This is a genomic window from Parvibaculum indicum, assembly GCF_011762095.1.
GTDB classification, from domain to species: domain Bacteria; phylum Pseudomonadota; class Alphaproteobacteria; order Parvibaculales; family Parvibaculaceae; genus Parvibaculum; species Parvibaculum indicum.
Window position 1 is genome coordinate 302623 of sequence record NZ_JAASQO010000002.1, and the last position, 19879, is coordinate 322501.

Sequence of the window (19879 nt, forward strand, 5' to 3'; positions counted from 1 at the left end):
CATGACCAAGTCAGACATGGCCGAGGCGGCAGAAACCGAGATCCGCCAATGCACGCCCGCCGAACTGGCGGCCATCGCGAGGGCGGCGACGGAGGCACCGACGCCGCTCCATCGCATCAGGCGCATGATGTGGTCGGGACTGTCGCCATTGCTCGCTTTCGCCATCGGCCTGATGCCCCATATCGACCTCGTCGTCTCGCGGCTGATGGAACGCGCCGTCACGCCCAACATGCATTATTTCTGGCAGGCCGTGACCGATCTGGGCGACGGCACGGTCTACATCGCCGCCGCCGCGCTCGCCTTTCTCGTCATCCCCAAAGGCAAGCGCCTTGCCGCCTATCGGGCGACGCGCCGGAATCTCGAAAAGCTCTGGCGTTTCTGCGCGCTGATGCTCGCCGCGATGGCCAGCTCGGCCATCGTCCTGCATCTGGTGAAATTCGCGGCAAGCCGTCACCGCCCGAGCGATTTTTTCCGTGACGGCGTGGCGGGCTTCTTCCCCTTCACCGTCGCGGAACGCCTGGACAGCTTCCCCTCCGGTCATTCGCAGACCATTTTCGTCTTCATGGCGACGCTGATGATCGCCTTCCCGCGCCACTGGAAGCTCTTTCTGGCGGTCGGCGCCTTTACCGCCATTTCCCGCGTCGTGCTGCTCAACCACTTTCCGAGCGACATCCTGATCGGCTCCTGGCTCGGCGCCTTCTTCGTCCTCCTGCTCGCCCCCCTCATCCTGCGAAAAGGCGACAGCCCGCTCTATCCCCGGCCCGAAAAGCCCGTCGGCGGCTAGATCCGGCGCCCTCCCGCCGCCTGCAATCGCGCAATCGGCAAAATTTCCGCCTTATCGATTTCTACTTGCCGCCGGATTTGGCATTCTGCGTCCGCATGCGGCGCTCGCGCCGCGTTGGGCAACGAGGTGGCAATCGCGACAGAGACGGCATGTTTTGCCGCCGACCTGCCTCTGCGAACGGGCTGGAGGGAGCCGGGCGCATATGCGGGGGCTCGGGAGCAAAAGCCGCATCGCCCGCCGGGATCGGAACGATCCGCGGTACCGAACACAAATCAGGGAGAGAGAAATGTCATTCGTCAGTTCCGCTTTGCGCCGAGCCGCGCATGCAGTCCTTGTCGCGCTGCCGCTTATGGGGCTCGCCGCCGTCCAGGCGCAGGCGGACGACCTGCCGGGCACCGACCGGCCCGAGGCGCGCGGCCTCGCCATTGCGAAGGAAACCGACAATCGCGACAAGGGATGGGGCGACGCCGAAGCGGATATGGAGATGGTCCTCACCAATGCGCATGGCGACACCAGCACGCGGGAACTGCGCTCCTATTCGCTGGAGCGGACCGCGCCCGAGGAAGGCGACTGGAGCCTGATCGTCTTCAACAAGCCGCGCGACGTGGACGGCACGGCGCTGCTCACCCATGCGAAGATTCTCGAGCCCGACGACCAGTGGCTCTATCTCCCGGCGGTGAAGCGCGTGAAGCGCATTTCCTCGGTCAACAAGTCCGGTCCCTTTGTCGGCTCCGAATTCGCCTTCGAGGATTTCTCCTCCACCGAAGTCGGCAAATATTCCTACAAATGGCTGCGCGACGAGCCCTGCGGCGAGCTCACCTGCCATGTCGTGGAACGCAAACCGCTCTATGAGCATTCCGGCTATACCCGCCAGGTCGTCTGGACCGACACGACCGACTATCAGCCGCGCAAGATCGATTATTACGACCGCAAGGACGCGCTGCTGAAAACGCTGACCCTCTCCGACTACCGTCTTTACGAGGACAACTTCTGGCGCGCCCACGACCTCTACATGGTCAACCACAACAACAAGAAGGCCACCCGTCTCACCTGGAAGAACTACAAGTTCCATGAAGGACTGACGGAAGCGGACTTCTCCACCACGGCGCTGAAACGCGCGCGCTAAACCGGCAAAAAAGCGGCCCGGCGGCTCAGGGTGTCGCCGGGCCGCCACCATCATCCGAGACGGGGGGATTGAGATGAGAAAGAGTTGGGCCGGATGGGCGGCGATCGCGCTTGCATGCGCGGCCGGACCGGCACAGGCGGGCGAGTTCGAGTTCACCGGCTATGTGGAGCCCGAACTGCAGCTCTTCCTGCAAAAGGCATCGAGGCCCGAACAACCTCGCGCCAACATGTCGCTCGCCGGCGAGGTCAGCGCGAAATATTTCTGGGACGATGGCGACCAGTCATTCGTCGCCACCCCCTTCATGCGCCTCGACATGCATGACGACAAACGGACCCATGTCGATCTGCGCGCCTTCAAATATGCCTATATCGACGGCGCCTGGGAATTCCGCGCCGGCGTCGACAAGATCTTCTGGGGCGTCACCGAGGCGGTTCATCTGGTCGACATCATCAACCAGACCGACATGGTGGAAGATGTGCGCGAGCGCGAAAAGCTCGGCCAGCCTCTTGTCTCGCTGTCCACCTATCAGCGATGGGGCACCGTCGATCTTTACGTGCTCCCCTGGTTTCGCGAACGTCTCTTTCCCGGCGCCAATGGGCGACCCGCGACGGATATTCCCATCGACACGAGCCAGACGAAATTCGAAAGCGGCCGGAAACGGCGCCATGTCGATTTCGCCGCGCGCTACGCCAACACCTTCGATATCTGGGATGTCGGGTTCGGCTATTTCCGGGGCACCGGCCGCAAGCCGATCCTGATACCGGGGCTGAGCAGCGGCGGATCGCCCGTGCTCATTCCCTACTACGCCCAGATCGACCAGCTCTCCACCGACATTCAGGCCACCAAAGGCGCCTGGCTCTACAAATTCGAGGGGCTATGGCGCAAGGAGCTGAACGACCGCTATCTGCAAGGTACGGGCGGCATCGAATACACGCTTTACGGCCTGTTCGACACGCCCTCCGATCTCGGTATCGTCGCCGAATATATCTGGGACGAACGCGGCGCCAATCCGCAAAACCCCTTCGCCAACGACGTCTTCGCAGGCGTGCGCTGGACCGCCAACGACATTGCCGATACCAGCCTGCTGACGGGCGCCGTGGTGGATATGGACACACAGGCGACGTTTTTCTCGGCGGAATTCGAAAAGCGCCTCGGCCAGAACTACAGGCTCAGCGTGGAAGCGCGCCTGTTCGCCGGGCAGCCCGCGAGCGATCCCTATTACACGCTGAAGGACGACGATTTCCTGCAGATTCGCCTGGCGCGCTATTTCTGAGTTTTCGGATGGGTTCGGGCGGCAATGGTGGGCGTGACTGGGATTGAACCAGTGACCCCTTCGATGTCAACGAAGTGCTCTCCCGCTGAGCTACACGCCCATTGCCATTGGCGGGACGGGTTTTCGGCTGTCTCTGCGCCGATCCGTCGAGAGGCGCATCGTATATCTAGGAATTGAGGCCCTGACAAGTCTCCGGAAGAGAAGTCTCAGGCCGCGGCCATCATCCGGTCCACTTCCGCCACGAGTTCGCGCAGATGGAACGGCTTGGAGAGGACTTTCGCCTCGTCGGGCGCGGGCTGGTCGGGGCTGAGCGCCACGGCGGCAAACCCGGTGATAAACATGATCTTGAGCGTCGGATCGAGTTCGGCGGCATGACGGGCAAGCTCGATCCCGTCCATTTCCGGCATCACGATATCGGTCAGCAGAATATCGAAGATATCGCCCTTGAGCCGGTCATGCGCTTCGCCGCCCATGCCATAGGCGGCCACTTCGTGACCGGCATTTTCCAGCGCCCGCGCCAGAAAGCGGCGCATGGATTCATCGTCTTCCGCAAGGAGAATGCGTGCCATCAGCCCAACCCACCTTTTTCAAGGGGCCAATCTGCCTACGGGGCCCCATCCCGACTTTCGGCCTGTCCATTTGCCCAATGGAAAGCCTTGCCCGGTATCAGCCTACAATAGGAAGCCCCCGGTAAACAGCCTGTGAACATAGCTTCTCTAAAGGTCGCATCCTGCGGCGCACATGCTATGGTCGGCTTTCGCGGGCAGGCGCAAGGCGAGCCGACGGGCCGAAGGGCTGCCGACCCCGCTTCGCAGTCACAGTCAATCGACCTCGCAACACCCCGCTCATGGATCTCGCAACCGACAAATCCTCCAAAAATCCGGACGAAGTTCCGGCGGAAGAGCTGAGCGAAGGCCGTGTCGCAAGCGATGACGAACTGCGCGACGAACTCTATGCCCGCCCCTTCGCCGTGGAGCGGCCTGCGCACCTGACGCTACCCTTCGTCTTTTCCTCGCCCCATAGCGGGCGGCTCTATCCACGCGAATTCATCGCCGCCTCGCAGCTCGACCCGCTCGCGCTGCGCCGCTCCGAAGACAGCTTCGTGGAAGAAATATTCGGCGACGTGCCCGGTCTGGGCGCCCCGCTTATCCATGCCCGCTTTCCCCGCGCCTATCTGGATGCGAATCGCGAGCCCTACGAACTCGATCCGGCCATGTTCGACGGCCCCCTGCCGCCGCATGTGAATACCCGCTCGATCCGCGTCGCCGGCGGGCTCGGCACCATTGCGCGGGTCGTCTCCGACACGGCGGAAATCTATCGGGCGCCCTTAAGCTACGCGGAAGCCGAACAGCGTATCCGTGGGCTCTACATGCCGTTCCACGACGCCTTGCGGCAGCATCTGGACGACGCGCTGCGGCGCTTCGGCTGCGCGGTGCTGATCGACTGCCATTCCATGCCGTCCGTGGGCGGCCCCGGCGACGACGACACGGGCGCCGACCGGCCCGATATCGTGTTGGGCGACCGCTACGGCACCTCCTGCGCGCGCGAAATCACCATGGCGGCGGAACGGACCCTCTCCCGGCTCGGCTATTCGGTGGCGAGGAACAATCCTTATGCCGGGGGCTTCAACACCGAGCATTACGGCCAGCCCCAGCACGGCCTCCATGCGCTCCAGATCGAAATCAACCGGGCGCTTTATATGAACGAGGAAAAGCTGGAACGCGCCCCGGGGTTGCAGCGCCTGCGCCGCGACATGAAGAGCTTCGCCACGGAAATGGCCACGCTCGACCTGAACGGCCTCGGCCCGCGCTTCCGCGCCGGCCCGGTCTGACCGGCCTGGAAACGGCCGGGAAAGCCCTTCTCCGAAACACTCGACACAAAAAAAGGGGCCCTGCCGAAGCAGGGCCCAAGTCTAGGGAGGAAACGCCCAGGAAGGGCTGCGGCCCTGGGAGCTACGCTCAACCAATGCCGCGATGCACAATATGACATTGCACTGCACACAAAGCAAGCCCGATTTGCAGAAAATTTGGCCCTGCGACATATGGCCCGTGGGAAATAACCAATTGTTTTAAAAGGGTTTTGCTCCCGGTGCCGGAAAATAGGTGCGGTGCAAAAAGATTATTTTCCCCCATTCCCGGATTTCCCGACGATTCCCCCTCAAAGCTTCCTTAACCCTGCCCGGTCATTCTGTCGGCTTGAAGGGCTGACGACAGCGCGCTCCCGGAGATCTTCCGGATCCGGCGCGCCTCCATAAGGGTTCAGGCATGAAAACGAGCGGGGCCGCCAGAGCAACGGCATGGCGCAGCAGGGGCAAGACGGGCGCGGCCATCGCCGCCTGCCTGATCGTCCTGCTCATGCCGAAAGGCGCCGCCGCCGACCCCGACAACCGGCAGACCCTGGGCCTGCGCGGCGTTTCCGTCCCGATTTCCACCAGCGCCATCAGCGATCCATGGAATATCTGCGAACGCGAGGCCATTCGCCGGGAACTGGCCGACGGCCTGCCCCGTGCCATCGTCGCCGCCGTCGCCATGGCGGAATCCGGCCGCTACAACCGCGCCTCCCGCACCCGCCGCGCCTGGCCCTGGACGATCAATGCGCAGGGGCGGCCCTATTATTTCGACACCAAGGCCGAGGCCGTTCGCTTTACCCGGAACCTGCTGAACAGCGGTATCCGCTCCATCGATGTGGGCTGCATGCAGGTGAACCTGCGCTACCACCCCGATGCCTTCGAGGATTTGCGGGACGCCTTCGACCCGGCCACCAACATCGCCTATGCGGCCGAATTCCTGCTCCGCCTGCATCGCAGGCTCGGCACCTGGCCGGACGCCGTTTCGCATTATCATTCCGGTGAGCCCAGCCGCCATCGTCCCTATTTCCGCCGGGTGATCGGCATCTGGAAAAAGGAGCGCGCACGCCTCGCCGATGCGCTCTACACCTCGTCGACCCATGACGTCGCCACCGTGCAGAAGGCCGCCCTCACCAAGGACGCTGTCGCGAAGGACGCCATCGCCGCGCCCGCCGACACGGCCATGGCGAAAACGACAACGAAGGACGGCGCCGCCCCCGCGGTGCTGGATATCGACGACCGGGTCGAACTCTCCGCACCCGCATCGACGGTTCTGCGGCTTTCTTTGCCCGCGAACCTCTTTGCGCATGACCGGATGGCCGAAGCGCCTCCGCCCGCCATCCTGAACGACAAGGGCAAGGAGGCACCTACACGGCTCGCAGACGCAGGCATTCTTCAATAATCGGTTCAGTATCCGCCTTTTCCGTCGCGGCCGTGAAGAAACGGTGATCCGGGCATGATCTGCTCGGGTCCGGAAGGCGCGGTGCGCACGGGCGCGCACCGGCCGCGGGAAAGGACGCCATCCCATGATGATGGGAAGCGTGGAGGGGAAACGGGCAATGCAGGTTCCGGGACAGATACTGGGCGATCTGGCAAACGGCTTTCTGTCGCTTGCCGACAACGACAATTTCATCTGGAAGACGGTCGATCTTCTCTCCGCGCTTTTCGTGGTCGCGGTCGGGATCGCTTTTCTGGCCGTCATCGCGGTCTATGTCATCGACCGCACGCAGACGACCCACGCGATCCGCCGCAACTATCCGGTCATCGGCCGCCTGCGCTATGTCTTCGAGGCGCTGGGGGAATATTTCCGGCAATATTTTTTCGCGATGGACCGCGAGGAACTGCCTTTCAACCGGGCGCAGAGAAGCTGGGTCTACCGCGCCGCAAAGGGCGTCGACACCACCGTCGCCTTCGGCTCCAGCCGCGACATCCGGCCCGCCGGGACGATCAATTTCGTCAACACGCCCTTCCCCACACTCGACCAGAACGCCGCCGACACGGCCTTTGCCGAAGTCGGCCCCTTCTGCCGGACGCCCTATCGCACCGCGTCCATCTTCAACATCTCCGGCATGAGCTTCGGCGCGATCTCCAAACCGGCCATCCGCGCGCTCTCCAGGGGTGCGAAAAAGGCGGGTATCTGGATGAACACCGGCGAAGGCGGCCTGTCGCCCTATCATCTGGAGGGCGGCGCCGACATCGTTTTCCAGATCGGCACGGCCAAATATGGCTGCCGCGATGAAACAGGCGCGCTCAACGATGCGCGGCTTGCGGAAATCGCCGCGCACGATCAGGTAAAGATGTTCGAGATCAAGCTCAGCCAGGGCGCCAAACCCGGCAAGGGCGGCATGCTGCCCAAGGAAAAGATCTCCCGCGAGGTCTCGGCGATACGCGGCATTCCCCTCGGCGAAGATTCGATCAGCCCCAATCGTCACCCGGAAATCTCCACCATCGCCGACCTGCTGGACATGGTGGAGCATGTGCGCGAGGTGACCGGCAAACCGACCGGCTTCAAGATGGTGATCGGCGCCTATGGCTGGCTGGACGAATTCTGCGAGGAAATCCGGCGCCGCGGCGTGGAGCGCGCGCCCGATTTCATCACCGTGGACAGCGCCGATGGCGGCACGGGCGCCGCCCCCATGCCGCTCATCGACTATGTGGGCCTGCCCATCTGGGAAAGCCTGCCCATGCTCTGCGACATTCTCGCCCGCCACGACCTGAAGAAACGCATTCGCGTGATTGCCAGCGGCAAGCTCATCAATCCGGCCGAAGTCGCCTGGGCGCTTTGCGTCGGCGCCGACTTCGTCACCTCCGCGCGCGGTTTCATGTTCGCACTGGGATGCATCCAGTCTCTCCAGTGCAACAAGAACACCTGCCCCACGGGCATCGCGACCCACAAGAAAAAGCTGCAACGGGGCCTCGACGTCACCGACAAGTCGGAGCGGGTGCGCCGCTATGCCGAGCGCGTCTCGCATGAGGTCTGCATGATCGCCCATAGCTGCGGTTGCGACGAACCGCGCAAACTCACCCGCGAGCAGGCCCGCATCATGGGCCCGAGCGGCGTGTCCGTGTCGCTTGCGGAATATTACGAGCGCTGGTCCGCACCCCATTCCGTCCATTCGCTGAACGGCATCGAGCGCCCGACATTCGACCATGCGAACATACGGGCCGGAACGGCGGCCGATTGAGGCTCAGCGCGCAGTTTTTCACCGCGTAGGCACAACGAGCCTGAGGAAATGCGCGCCCATGGCGATGGTCTGGGGAAGCGCGCCGCGCGCATCCCCGTCCACTTCGACCGCCAGCCCCTCCGGCGAGAGGGCTTCGATGCGCCGCGGGTGCATGATCTCGACATCCTTGAGCCGGGCCACGCGGCCAAGACCCAGCGCCGCGAAATAGCGCGCAAAGGCCATCCTTCCGCCGGATTTGAACAGCGTCAGCGTGAGCCCGGGGTCTTCGATATGCGCATCGGGCGCCAGTACGTATGGCCCGGCGAAATGCCGCGCATTGCTGACCACCGCCCAGGCGCAACGCTTTTCCTGCCCGTCCACGCGCAGCACGATGTCGCGGGCCGGCCCGGCAAACCAGAGCTTCAATCCCGACCAGACGAATGCCGCCTTGCCGAAGACGCGCTTCATCCGCGCATCGATGTCATGCACGACTTCGCCGTCGAAACCGATCCCGACCATGAGCAGGAAAATGCGGTCGTCCACGAGCCCGGTGCCGATGAGTTGCGCCGGCCCCGAAAGAAGCATGTCCGCGATGTCCCCCTCGCTGGTTTTGAGCCCCAGTTCGATGGCCAGGACATTTGCCGTCCCGAGCGGAATGATACCGAGCGGCGTACTCTGCCCGAGAAGACCGCGCGCGACTTCGTTGATCGTGCCATCGCCGCCCGCGGCCACGACCACATCGGCGATGCCGTGGCGCGACGCGGCGGCTGCAAGTTCGGTCGCATGGCCCGGCCCCCTGGTCTCGTCCAGCGTGATCTCGACGCCCGCCTGGTTGAGGCGTTTGATGACACGTTCCAGAAGGTCCCTTTTCCGGGCGCCCGCCATTGGATTGAAAATGATGTGAGCCGAGCGGCGTAGCGCCAAACCGGACCTCCCCAGCTAACGAAACCGAAGTCGCAAAAACGTCATAAACCCGTCATCTAACCGTATCCGCGTACACGGATTATCCCGCCAATCGGATCCGGCGAATCGCTTATATCGCGTAACGAGTCGATAAGCGAGCGGATTGATCCGTAGGCGAACCAAGGCCGAAAATCGAATCGAGGCCGACAGTCCGCCGACGTCGCGCAACTGTGAGACAGATGGTTACATGACCCTGCTGGACACGGCTTTCAACAGCCTCGGCACCCTGGCCACCCGCAAGTCGAACGAACCGCTCCCTGTCGCCAATGCCCGCACTGGCACGGAAGAAGACGCGCCCTCGGCGGCGCCACGGTCCGGACGTTCCCGCTCCCGCCGCAACAATCTCGACGAAAGGCTGACAGGTCCGCGCCCGAAGAACCCGAAGCGCCACCGCACGCTTTTCATTTCCGACACCCATCTCGGCACGCCGGGCTGCAAGGCGGATCTTCTGCTGGACTTTCTGCGCCACAACGAAGCCGAGACCGTTTACCTCGTCGGCGACATCATCGACGGATGGCGCCTGAAGCGCTCCTGGTACTGGTCGGCGGGCCACAATGCCGTCGTCCAGGAAATCCTGCGCATGGCCCGCAAGGGCACCAATGTCGTTTACGTCCCCGGCAACCATGACGAGGCCCTGCGCGACTATGCGGGCGTCAATCTGGGCGGCGTCGACGTGACGGGCGAAGCCATTCACGAAACCGCCGACGGCCGGCAATTCCTCGTCCTGCATGGCGACCAGTTCGACAGCGTGGTGCGCTACGCCAAATGGCTCGCCCATCTCGGCGACTATGCCTACAACATCGCGCTGCAACTCAACAATTGGCTGCATGAAGTCCGCCGCGTCTTCGGCATGCCCTATTGGTCGCTTTCTTCCTATCTGAAGAACAAGGTCAAGAACGCCGTCGAATACATCTCGAACTACGAGGAAGCGGTGGCCCGCTCCGCGCGCGAACGCGGCGTGGACGGTGTGATCTGCGGCCATATCCACCATGCCGAAATCCGCGAGATGGACGGCGTGCTCTACTGCAATGACGGCGACTGGGTGGAAAGCTGCACCGCGCTCGCCGAGGACGATGAAGGCCAGCTCCGGCTCATCACCTGGACGCTCTTTTCCTGGGAACGCGACGAAGCCGGCGGCGAAGACGGCGCGCGCCCGGTTCTGACGGCGGCCTGATGGCGTCAGTCAACGCCGTTACGCAGCGCCCCAAAAGAATGCGCCGCGCCCGCAAACTCCTGAACCGGCTGCGCGGACGCCCGCTTCCCCGCGATGTCGGGCGCTTTTCCGAAAAACTGAAGATCGTCATCGTCAGCGACGCGGCCCCGCCACAGGTCAACGGCGTCGTGCGCACGCTCCAGCAATTGCGCGAAAGCCTGACCGGCATGGGCCATGACGTGGTGATGATTACGCCCAACGATTTCGTCACCATCCCCATGCCGACCTACCCGGAAATCCGGCTGGCGGTGTTTCCCTGGCGCAAGGTGGCGCGTCTCATCAAGGACGCGAACCCCAATGCGATCCATATCGCGACCGAGGGACCGCTGGGACTTGCCGCCCGCAGCTTCTGCGTCAATCGGGGCATTCCCTTCTCGACCTCCTTCCATACCCGCTTTGCCGAATATCTGACCGCGCGCACCGGCCTGCCGCTCTCATGGGGCTACCGTTTCCTGCGCTGGTTCCACCGCCCGGCCACCGGCCTCATGGTGGCAACCCCCTCCCTCCAGCGCGAGCTGGAAGAACGTGGCTTCGGCACGCCCGTCATCTGGTCGCGCGGCGTCGATCTCGACCGCTACCAGGTAAGGCCCGACCTCCATGGCGACCACTATCTGGGGCTCGAACGGCCGGTCTGGCTCAATGTCGGCCGCGTGGCGGTGGAAAAGAATATCGAGGCCTTCCTCGCGCTCGACCTGCCCGGCACCAAAATGGTGGTGGGCGACGGACCGCTTCTCGAAACGCTGAAACGCCGTCATCCGGAAGCAAACTTTACCGGGGCGCTTTTCGGCGACGATCTCGCCAGGGCCTATGCCGCGGCGGATTGTTTCGTCTTCCCCAGCCGCACCGACACGTTCGGCCTCGTACTGATCGAGGCGCTGGCCTCCGGCACCCCGGTTGCGGCCTATCCGGTACAGGGGCCCGCCGACGTGATCGGCGACAGCCCCGTCGGCTGCCTCGACCAGGACCTTGCCGTGGCCTGCCGCGCCGCGCTCGGCACCCCGCGCGAGCGCTGCCGCGACTACGCGCTCGGCTTTTCCTGGGAAGCCTGCGCCCGCCAGTTCATCACCAATCTGGCGCTGGAAGAGGCGATTGCGGAAGACTGCGAAACCGCGCGCGGGGAAATGGCCTGAAAACCCACCGGGGCCCACCCTGGGACACACTGTTTCAACTGCGACACTTTCGCAATCAGCCTCGCGTCCCTATCTTTCTGGGGTCGACCCCTAACGAAGAGGCTCCCCCATGAAATGGTTCGCCGCGGCCTTTGCCGCCTTCCTCCTCACCGCCGCCGCCACGGCAAGCCCGGCCCTGTCCGATCCCTACACGATCGATACCGGCCATACCCATGTCGGCTTCAAGGTGAGCCATCTCGGCTTCTCCGACACCTATGGCACCTTCAACAATGTCGCCGGCACCTTCGACCTCGACCCGGACAATCCGGAAAAGAGCAGCGTCGAGGTGGACATCAAGACCGCCAGCCTCGACACCAATCACGAAAAGCGCGACGAACATCTGCGCGGGCCCGATTTCTTCAATGTCGAGAAATTCCCCGACATGACGTTCAAATCCACCAAGGTGGAGCGCACCGGCGAAAAGACGGCGAAGGTGACGGGCGACCTCACCATGCTGGGCGTGACGAAGCCGGTAACGCTCGATACGACCTTGCTGGCCGCGGGCGCCTATCCGATGGACAAGAGCGTGACGGCGGCGGGCTTCAACGCCACGACGACCATCAAGCGCTCCGATTTCGGCATGACCACCTATGTGCCCATGATCGGCGATGAGGTGGAAATCACCATCTCCACCGAGCTCCGCAAGCAGTAGCATTCAGGGCACGAGAACGACCGCCTTGCCGCGCGCCCGGCGTTCCATCACATGGGTGATTGCGGCGGGCGTCTCTTCCAGCGTGAAGCGGTCGGAAACGTAGGGCCGGATACGGCCTTCCACATACCAGTTCGCCAGTTCCGAAAAGGCCTCGCGCGTCACCGCCGGGGCCTTTTCCAGATAGGCGCCGAAATTGAACCCGATCGCATCGACATTCTTGACCATCAGATGATTGGCCGGGATCTGCGGTATGCGCCCGCCTGCGAACCCGATCACGATAAGCCGTCCCTCGAAGGCGATGGCGCGAAGCGAGGCGTCGAAGACATCGCCGCCGACCGGATCGTAAATCACATCGGCGCCCTTGCCGTCGGTCAGCGCCTTGATCCGTTCCCGCAAATCCTCGGTCGATGAGTTAATCAGCTCGTCCGCGCCATGCTCATGCGCGATCTCGAGCTTTTCGGGCGTGGAAGCCGTCGCGATCACCCGCGCGCCAAGCGCCTTGCCGATCTCGACCGCGGTGAGCCCCACGCCCCCCGCCGCGCCATGCACGACCAGCGTCTCGCCTTCTTTCAGCCGCCCGCGATGCTTCAGCGCGATATGGCTGGTGCCATAGGCGATGGGAAAGGCGGCGGCCACTTCATCCGGCATATCGTCGGGCAGCGGCACGACGCCGCTCGCGGGCATCAGGGCCTCTTCCGCATAACCGCCATTGCCGCACATGCCGGCCACCCGCTGGCCGATCTCAAGCCCGCTCACCCCCTCGCCCAGCGCGAGAACCGTGCCCGCCACCTCCGCCCCGGGCGAAAAGGGCAACTCCGGCTGGACCTGATATTTGCCCTTGAGGACGAGACTGTCGGCGAAATTGACCCCGCAGGCCTTCACACGCACCAGAATCTGCCCCGGCCCCGGTGTCGGAGAGGCGATTTCCTGCGCTTTCAGCACCTCCGGCCCGCCCAGTTCCCGGGCAATCATCGCTTTCACGGTCGATTCTCCCTCATATGTCCGCTATGCGCTTGTAGCAGAGCGCCCCCCCGATATATAAGGCGGCAACCCAAAAAGGCGCGCTGGCGGCATCGGTCCCCGCGCGCCCCGGAGCGGATAAGCCTGCTCCGGTTTTTCAGTCGCATGATCGTCTCCGAAAGCCATTATTTCTTTCCGGGATCATGCCCCAGAGACCAGCAGGAACTCATGTCGCTCCGGAATATCGCGATCATCGCCCATGTCGACCATGGGAAGACGACGCTTGTTGACCAATTGCTCCGCCAGTCCGGCACCTTCCGCGATAACCAGCAGGTTGCGGAACGGGTGATGGATTCCAACGACCTCGAACGCGAGCGCGGCATCACCATCCTGGCGAAATGCACCAGCGTCGCCTGGAAGCCGGAAACCGGCCCCCATGCCGGCGAGGAAATCCGCATCAACATCATCGACACGCCCGGCCATGCCGATTTCGGCGGCGAGGTGGAGCGCATCCTTTCCATGGTGGACGGCGTGGTGCTGCTGGTGGACGCGGCCGAAGGTCCGCTGCCCCAGACCAAATTCGTGACCTCCAAGGCGCTCTCGCTGGGGCTGAAGCCCATCGTGGTCGTCAACAAGGTGGACCGCGGCGACGCACGCCCCGACGAAGTGCATGTCGAGGCCTTCGACCTCTTCGCCTCGCTGGGCGCCGATGACGAGCAGCTCGACTTCCCCACCATCTTCGCTTCCGCCAAGGAAGGCTGGGCATGCGAAGACCTCACCGCATCCGATGCGCAGGAGCAGGGCCTCCAGCCGCTCTTCGAGAAGATCGTCGACCATTTCCCCGCGCCCGGCGCGCTGACGGACGGCTCGGCGGACGAGCCCTTCGCCATGCTGGTGACGACCATCGAATCCGACCCCTATCTGGGCCGCATCCTGACGGGTCGCATCGAAAAGGGCACGGCGAAGCCGAACATGCCTGTTCATGCACTGCGCCGCGACAAGCAAGGCAATGTCTCCGAGGTCGAAAAGGGCCGCCTGACGCGCATTCTCGCCTTCCGCGGCATTCAGCGCGTGCCGGTGGACGAGGCGAAGGCCGGCGATATCGTCGCCGTGGCGGGCCTTGAGGAAGCGACCGTGGCCGATACCATCGGCGATCCGGCGGTCGACGACGCCATTCACGCGCTGCCCATCGACCCGCCGACGCTTTCCATCACCGTTTCCATCAACGACTCGCCGCTCGCCGGGCGCGAAGGCAAGAAGGTGCAGTCCCGCGTCATCCGCGAGCGGCTGATGAAGGAAGCCGAAAGCAACGTCGCCATCCGCGTCACCGACAGCGAAACCAAGGATTCCTTCGAGGTCGCGGGCCGCGGCGAATTGCAGCTCGGCGTGCTCATCGAAAACATGCGCCGCGAAGGCTTCGAACTCGGCATCTCCCGTCCCCGCGTGCTCTATCGCCAGGACGACAGCGGCAACCGCCTCGAACCCATCGAGGAAGTGACCGTCGATGTGGATGACGAATTCACCGGCACGGTCATCGAGAAGGTCTCTCTCCGCAAGGGCGAGATGATCGACATGCGCCCCACCGGCGCGGGCAAGACACGCATCATCTTCCACTGCCCCTCGCGCGGCCTCATCGGCTATCACGGCGAATTCCTGACCGATACGCGCGGCACCGGCGTGATGAACCGCGTCTTCCAGGAATACGGTCCCTATCGCGGCGAAGTCGAAGGCCGCCGCAACGGCGTCCTCGTCGCCAATGGCGCGGGCGAGGCCGTGCCTTACGCGCTCTGGTATCTGGAGGAGCGCGGCGTGCTCTTCATCGCCCCGGGCGCCAAGGTTTATGAGGGCATGGTCATCGGCGAGAATTCGCGGTCCGACGACCTGATCGTGAACCCCTTGAAGGCCAAGCAGCTCACCAATATCCGCACCACCTCGAAGGACGAGGCCGTGCGCCTCACCCCGCCCCGCCCGCTCACCCTCGAACAGGCCATCGCCTATATCGAGGATGACGAGCTGGTGGAGGTGACGCCGGAGTCGATTCGGCTGCGGAAGCGCTATCTCGATCCCAACGAGCGCAAGAAACACGCAAGGGCGGGCTAACCTTCGCTCACACGGAACGCGGAGTGAGTCATTGCCTCTCAACCTTCCGGGTGCCAGTCTTTTCCGCTCGCAACGGAGGAGACCCCCATGGCAGGCAATGCGGAATGGCTCGCACAGGTAACGGAAGAGGCGCTGGAGCCGGAACGCCCCATCGTCGATCCGCATCATCACCTCTGGGATCATCCCGGCTCACGCTACGAGCTGGATGAGCTGCTTGCCGATACGGGGAGCGGGCACAACATCCGCGCCACCGTCTTCGTCGAATGCGGCTCCATGTACGAGGCCGGCGCGACCGCCGCCATGGCCCCGCTCGGCGAAACCGAATATGTGAACGGCATTGCCGCGAAATCCGCGAGCGGCGGCTTCGGCGAAACCCGGATCGCAGCCGGCATTGTCGGCTTTGCGGACCTGACGCTCGGCGATGCGGTAGACGAGGTGCTGGAATGGCACATGCTGCGCGCGCCGGAGCGCTTTCGCGGCATTCGCCACGCCAACGCCCATGACGACAGCCCCGACATTCGCGAGTCGCACACCCGCCCGCCCAAGGGGCTTCTGGGCCATGACAACTTCCGCAAAGGCTTCGCCCGGCTGGAACAGAAGGAAATGACCTTCGACGCCTGGCTGTTTCACCCGCAAATTCCGGAACTCACCGATCTCGCCCGCGCCTTCCCGAATACCACCATCATTCTCGATCATTTCGGCGGGCCGCTCGGCGTCGGTCCCTATGAGGGGAAACGCACGGAGATCTTCGAGCAGTGGAAGAAGGACATCCATGAGCTGGCCTCCTGCCCCAATGTCGCGGCGAAGCTCGGCGGCATCAACATGGCGGTGAACGGCTTCGGCTGGCACAAGCGCCCCACGCCGCCGACCTCCGACGAACTCGTGGAGGCGACGCGCGACTGGTATCTCCACACCATCGACGCCTTCGGACCCATGCGCTGCATGTTCGAGAGCAATTTCCCCGTGGACAAGCTCTCCTGTTCCTATGGCGTGCTCTGGAATACCTTCAAGAAGATGGCGAAGGATTTCTCCGAGGACGAAAAGACCGCGCTTTTCCACGACACCGCAAAACGGGTCTACCGGCTGGACTAGTCAGGCGACGGCGACCAATATGCGCCAAACGCTGAGAGGTCCGAATGCTCGATCCCCAAAAAATCGATGAACTGGCAAGCTTCGCACTTGAGCTTGCCGATACCGCGGCCGCCGTCACCCTGCCGCATTTCCGCTCCGGCCTCGCCGTGGACAACAAGCGCGGCAATTTCGACTTCGACCCCGTCACGGCGGCGGATCGCGACGGCGAAACGGCGATCCGCAAACTCATCCTCGAGCGCTATCCGGACCATTCCATTCTCGGCGAGGAGCATGGCAATCATGATGGCGCAAGCGACCTCACCTGGATCCTCGATCCGGTGGACGGCACCCGCTCCTTCATCTCCGGCGTACCGCTCTGGGGCACGCTGATCGGTCTCAATGACGGCACGAAGCCCGTCATCGGCCTGATGGATCAGCCCTATATCGGCGAGCGTTTCATCGGCCGGCCCGGCGGCACGGAACTCATTCGCGGCGGCAAGGCGCTTCCGCTCAAGGTGAGCGGGTGCAAGAAGCTGGAGGACGCATTGCTGGGCAACACCGATCCCGGCATGTTCACCGTCGATGCCGAGAAAGCGGCCTTCCGCGAGATTTCCTCGAAGGTCCGCCTGCGCCGCTTCGGCGGCGACTGTTATTTCTACTGCCTGCTGGCGGCGGGCACACTCGACCTCGTGGTCGAATCCTCGCTCCAGCCCTATGACATTCAGGCCCTCATTCCCGTGGTCGAGAATGCCGGCGGCATCGTCACGACCTGGAGCGGCAAGGACCCGCAACAGGGCGGTCAGGTGGTCGCCGCCGCCACGCCGGAACTGCATGCGGCTGCGCTGGAGATATTGACGCCCGCGGCGGCCGACTAGTCAAGCGAACCGCGCGGCGCCAGCTTCGCCGCAAAGCGGTCGAACGCCTGCCAGAACACGGCTCGCAACGCATCCCGCTCCATCAGGATTTCATGCTCGGCGCCCTCCACCCGAAGGAGTTCCGCATCGGGAATGTGCTGTGCCGCATGCTCAAGGGCACCGCCATCGATCAGCCGGTCTTTTGTCGCCTGGGCAATGAGAACCGGGAGGCGTATCTCCCGCAGATAATCCTCTTTCTCCGTCATCCAGATGGACCGGATCGCCGCGCGCACCCAGCCGAAGGTCGCCGCGCCAAGCCCGAGCGCCGGATCGGCGCGCACCAGCGCCTGATGAACGGCGTGGTGCCACTCGTCCGAGGTCACGATATTGTCCTCGAAAGCCTCTTCATCCGCCGCCGCGGGCCCGCCGCCGGGAATGTAGCGCCCGACAAAACCCAGCGCGCTGCCGCCATATGCCAGCATGGCCGCGCCGAAAGCGTTGACCGCATTGCCGAGCCGCAAGCCCAGCATGGGCGCGGAGAAAACCGCCCCGCTGAACCAGTCGGCATGATCGTGACAGGCGCGCAGCAGGATGTTGCCGCCCATGCTGTGCGACATCGCAATCCACGGCTTGGGGAAAGCGGGTGCAATCTCCGCCATGAAGAGCCCGAGATCGCGATCGAAGGTCGCGAAGTCGTCGATATGGCCTTTTCGCGGATCGTCCAGCATGCGCGCGGAAAGCCCCTGCCCGCGCCAGTCCATCGTGGCGACGGCAAAACCGCGGGCAATGAGTTCGCCGATCACCTCGAAATATTTCTCGGCGAATTCCGTGCGCCCGCCGAACAGGAAGACCGTTCCCCGGCAATTCTCGATATGCGCCGCTTCCGGCGTCCATGTGACGGCGCGCAGCCGCGCCCCGTCCGTCGCCTCCAGCCAGCACGCCTCGGCACCCCCGGGCGCCGTAAAGCCCTCGATCTCGATAAGCGGCGCAGCCGCCAGCTTGTTCACGAAAATCCCCCCTTCTCCTCCGGCAGCCCCCTGAACGGGACCGGAAACACTCAACTCAAGGCCTGAATTCCTTTAGGGTCTGCGGCACTTGAGAATTTTCCGGAGGATACAGCAGGCCATGAGCTGGGAAAAGGAAGCCGAGGAAATCAGGAAACGCCGCAGCCTCGCCCGCGAGCAGGGCGGCGAGGAAGCCGTCGGGCGCCAGCACGAGAAAGGCCGCCTGACCATCCGTGAGCGGATCGAGAAACTGACCGACCGTGAGAGTTTCCGCGAATTGGGCGAAGGCGCCGGCGTGCCGCATTTCGACGACGAGGGAAATCTCATCGGCTTCGAGCCCGGCAACTATATTCTGGGCTTTGCCAAGGTGAACGGCCGGCTCGTTGCCGTCGGCGGCGAGGATTTCACCATGAAGGGCGGCTCGCCCAACCCGGCGGGCCTGCGCAAGAGCGTCTATGCCGAGGAGCTGGCCCTCACCTACAAGGTTCCGCTCATCCGCCTGCATGAAGGGGGCGGCGGCAGCGTCGCCGGATCGGCGAAGAAGGGCGGTCGTCCCATGGGCGATCCCGTTTTCTCCACGCCGCGTTTCCGCTCCATCACCCAGGTGCTCGGCGAGGTGCCCGTCGCCACCGCCGCGCTCGGCCCCGTGGCGGGCATGCCCGCCGCGCGCCTTGTCGCGTCGCATTTCTCCGTCATGGCGGAGAATGCGCAAGTTCTGATCGCCGGGCCCAAAGTCGTCGCCCGCGCGCTCGGCGAAGACCTCACCAAGGAAGAACTCGGCGGCGCCGAAGTCCATGCGCGCTCGGGCGTCATCGACAATGTGGCAAGCGACGAAGAGGATGCGCTGAAGCAGATCGCGCAATTCCTCTCCTATCTGCCGGACAATGTCTGGCAATTGCCGCCCGACATCGCCCCGGAAGACGACCCCGGCCGCATGGAGGAAAGCCTGATCGACATCGTCCCGCGGGAGCGGCGCAAGCCGTTTGCCATGCGCAAGATCGTCAAGGCCGTGGTGGACAAGGGCAGCTTCTTCGAGATGACGAAGAAATACGGCCCTTCTCTCATCACCGGGCTGGCACGCCTCGACGGCAAAAGCGTCGGCGTGATCGCCAATGACTGCAAATTCTACGCTGGCGCCATGACGGCGCAGGCGACACAGAAGCTCCGCCGTTTCGTCGACATGTGCAACACCTTCAACCTGCCCGTCCTGTCCTTCGTGGACGAGCCGGGCTTCATGATCGGCTCGGCATCGGAACAGTCCGCCACCATCCGCCACGGCACAGCGGCCATCGCCGCCGTCATGCAAAGCCGCGTGCCCTGGGCGAGCGTCATCGTGCACAAGGTGTTCGGGGTCGCCGGTGCGGCGCATTTCGGACCGGACGGTTTCGTTCTCTCATGGCCGAGCGCGGCAACGGGCGCGCTTCCCGTGGAAGGCGGGGTCGCCGTCGCCTTCGCCCGCCAGATCGCCGAAGCCGAAGACCCCGAAGCGCTGCGCCAGGAACTGGAAGAAAAACTCGCCGCCGGACAATCGCCCTTTCCCCGCGCGGAGGGTTTTTCCGTCCACGAGCTGATCGACCCGCGCGAAACCCGCCCCCGCCTTTGCGAGTGGCTGGACTGGGCCGCGCCCCGCCGCGAAACCGCGAAGGGGCCTTATCTCGCGACGATGCGTCCATAAAAAGGGCTCCGGCGATACGCACCGG

The 19879-nt window shown here is 63.9% G+C and carries 17 protein-coding genes and 1 tRNA gene; 13 read left to right on the forward strand and 5 right to left on the reverse strand.

Annotated elements, in window-relative coordinates:
- Nucleotide 1: 1 nt before the first annotated feature.
- From FHS78_RS04135 to FHS78_RS04145, 3 genes are all read left to right on the forward strand, one after another.
- Nucleotides 2-784, forward strand: a complete 783-nt coding sequence (locus FHS78_RS04135; RefSeq protein WP_167090614.1) for a phosphatase PAP2 family protein — start codon at nucleotides 2-4, stop codon at nucleotides 782-784.
- Nucleotides 785-1070: 286 nt separating this feature from the next.
- Nucleotides 1071-1910 (forward strand): outer membrane lipoprotein-sorting protein, encoded by an 840-nt coding sequence (locus tag FHS78_RS04140; RefSeq protein WP_205305183.1) that lies wholly within the window; start codon nucleotides 1071-1073, stop codon nucleotides 1908-1910.
- A 73-nt stretch (nucleotides 1911-1983) separates the two neighbouring features.
- On the forward strand, nucleotides 1984-3183 hold the full coding sequence (locus FHS78_RS04145; protein WP_167090616.1) for a hypothetical protein: 1200 nt from the start codon (nucleotides 1984-1986) through the stop codon (nucleotides 3181-3183).
- A 25-nt stretch (nucleotides 3184-3208) separates the two neighbouring features.
- Here the strand turns inward: FHS78_RS04145 and FHS78_RS04150 are convergent.
- Together FHS78_RS04150 and cpdR are read right to left on the reverse strand one after the other, a co-directional pair.
- Nucleotides 3209-3283: transfer RNA gene (locus FHS78_RS04150), tRNA-Val, on the reverse strand.
- 106 nt (nucleotides 3284-3389) lie between these two features.
- Nucleotides 3390-3752 carry a cell cycle two-component system response regulator CpdR gene (cpdR, locus tag FHS78_RS04155; protein WP_167090618.1) on the reverse strand — a complete coding sequence of 121 codons (363 nt, stop codon included), beginning with the start codon at nucleotides 3750-3752 and terminating at the stop codon, nucleotides 3390-3392.
- A 278-nt stretch (nucleotides 3753-4030) separates the two neighbouring features.
- Between cpdR and FHS78_RS04160 the strand changes: the two genes are divergently transcribed.
- The 3 genes from FHS78_RS04160 (at nucleotide 4031) to FHS78_RS04170 (ending at nucleotide 8214) form a co-directional block, all read left to right on the forward strand.
- Nucleotides 4031-5014 (forward strand): N-formylglutamate amidohydrolase, encoded by a 984-nt coding sequence (locus FHS78_RS04160; protein WP_167090620.1) that lies wholly within the window; start codon nucleotides 4031-4033, stop codon nucleotides 5012-5014.
- Nucleotides 5015-5447: 433 nt separating this feature from the next.
- A complete protein-coding gene (locus FHS78_RS04165; RefSeq protein ID WP_167090622.1) occupies nucleotides 5448-6431 on the forward strand; it encodes a transglycosylase SLT domain-containing protein in 984 nt (327 codons plus the stop codon).
- A 157-nt stretch (nucleotides 6432-6588) separates the two neighbouring features.
- Nucleotides 6589-8214 carry an FMN-binding glutamate synthase family protein gene (locus tag FHS78_RS04170; RefSeq protein ID WP_167090624.1) on the forward strand — a complete coding sequence of 542 codons (1626 nt, stop codon included), beginning with the start codon at nucleotides 6589-6591 and terminating at the stop codon, nucleotides 8212-8214.
- A gap of 18 nt (nucleotides 8215-8232) precedes the next feature.
- Here the strand turns inward: FHS78_RS04170 and FHS78_RS04175 are convergent, their stop codons facing one another.
- Entirely contained in the window at nucleotides 8233-9117 is an 885-nt protein-coding gene (locus FHS78_RS04175; RefSeq protein ID WP_167090626.1) for a diacylglycerol/lipid kinase family protein, read from the reverse strand.
- A gap of 226 nt (nucleotides 9118-9343) precedes the next feature.
- On the opposite strand from FHS78_RS04175, the gene FHS78_RS04180 reads away from it, so the two are divergent.
- From FHS78_RS04180 to FHS78_RS04190, 3 genes are all read left to right on the forward strand, one after another.
- A complete protein-coding gene (locus tag FHS78_RS04180) occupies nucleotides 9344-10330 on the forward strand; it encodes a UDP-2,3-diacylglucosamine diphosphatase (protein WP_167090628.1) in 987 nt (328 codons plus the stop codon).
- On the forward strand, nucleotides 10330-11499 hold the full coding sequence (locus FHS78_RS04185) for a glycosyltransferase family 4 protein (protein WP_281356559.1): 1170 nt from the start codon (nucleotides 10330-10332) through the stop codon (nucleotides 11497-11499). The genes FHS78_RS04180 and FHS78_RS04185 overlap by 1 nt, the downstream gene beginning before the upstream one ends.
- 109 nt (nucleotides 11500-11608) lie before the next feature.
- The gene (locus tag FHS78_RS04190) at nucleotides 11609-12190 is read left to right on the forward strand and encodes a YceI family protein (RefSeq protein ID WP_167090630.1); all 582 of its coding nucleotides are present in this window, start codon (nucleotides 11609-11611) and stop codon (nucleotides 12188-12190) included.
- 3 nt (nucleotides 12191-12193) lie between these two features.
- Here FHS78_RS04190 and FHS78_RS04195 read toward each other — a convergent pair whose 3' ends face one another.
- Complete coding sequence (locus FHS78_RS04195; protein WP_205305197.1) at nucleotides 12194-13162, reverse strand: NADPH:quinone oxidoreductase family protein; 969 nt, start codon at nucleotides 13160-13162, stop codon at nucleotides 12194-12196.
- 216 nt (nucleotides 13163-13378) lie between these two features.
- On the opposite strand from FHS78_RS04195, the gene typA reads away from it, so the two are divergent.
- The 3 genes from typA (at nucleotide 13379) to hisN (ending at nucleotide 17196) form a co-directional block, all read left to right on the forward strand.
- Nucleotides 13379-15250, forward strand: coding sequence for a translational GTPase TypA (typA, locus tag FHS78_RS04200; RefSeq protein ID WP_167090634.1), 1872 nt, complete (start codon nucleotides 13379-13381; stop codon nucleotides 15248-15250).
- A gap of 87 nt (nucleotides 15251-15337) precedes the next feature.
- The gene (locus FHS78_RS04205; RefSeq protein ID WP_167090636.1) at nucleotides 15338-16342 is read left to right on the forward strand and encodes an amidohydrolase family protein; all 1005 of its coding nucleotides are present in this window, start codon (nucleotides 15338-15340) and stop codon (nucleotides 16340-16342) included.
- Between the two features lie 44 nt (nucleotides 16343-16386).
- Entirely contained in the window at nucleotides 16387-17196 is an 810-nt protein-coding gene (gene hisN / locus FHS78_RS04210) for a histidinol-phosphatase (RefSeq protein ID WP_167090638.1), read from the forward strand.
- Here the strand turns inward: hisN and FHS78_RS04215 are convergent.
- Entirely contained in the window at nucleotides 17193-18182 is a 990-nt protein-coding gene (locus FHS78_RS04215; protein ID WP_167090640.1) for an alpha/beta fold hydrolase, read from the reverse strand. The two genes, hisN and FHS78_RS04215, sit on opposite strands and share 4 nt — an antisense overlap.
- Nucleotides 18183-18300: 118 nt before the next feature.
- Here FHS78_RS04215 and FHS78_RS04220 point away from each other — a divergent pair, with 118 nt between their 5' ends.
- The gene (locus tag FHS78_RS04220) at nucleotides 18301-19854 is read left to right on the forward strand and encodes an acyl-CoA carboxylase subunit beta (RefSeq protein ID WP_167090642.1); all 1554 of its coding nucleotides are present in this window, start codon (nucleotides 18301-18303) and stop codon (nucleotides 19852-19854) included.
- Nucleotides 19855-19879: the final 25 nt, after the last annotated feature.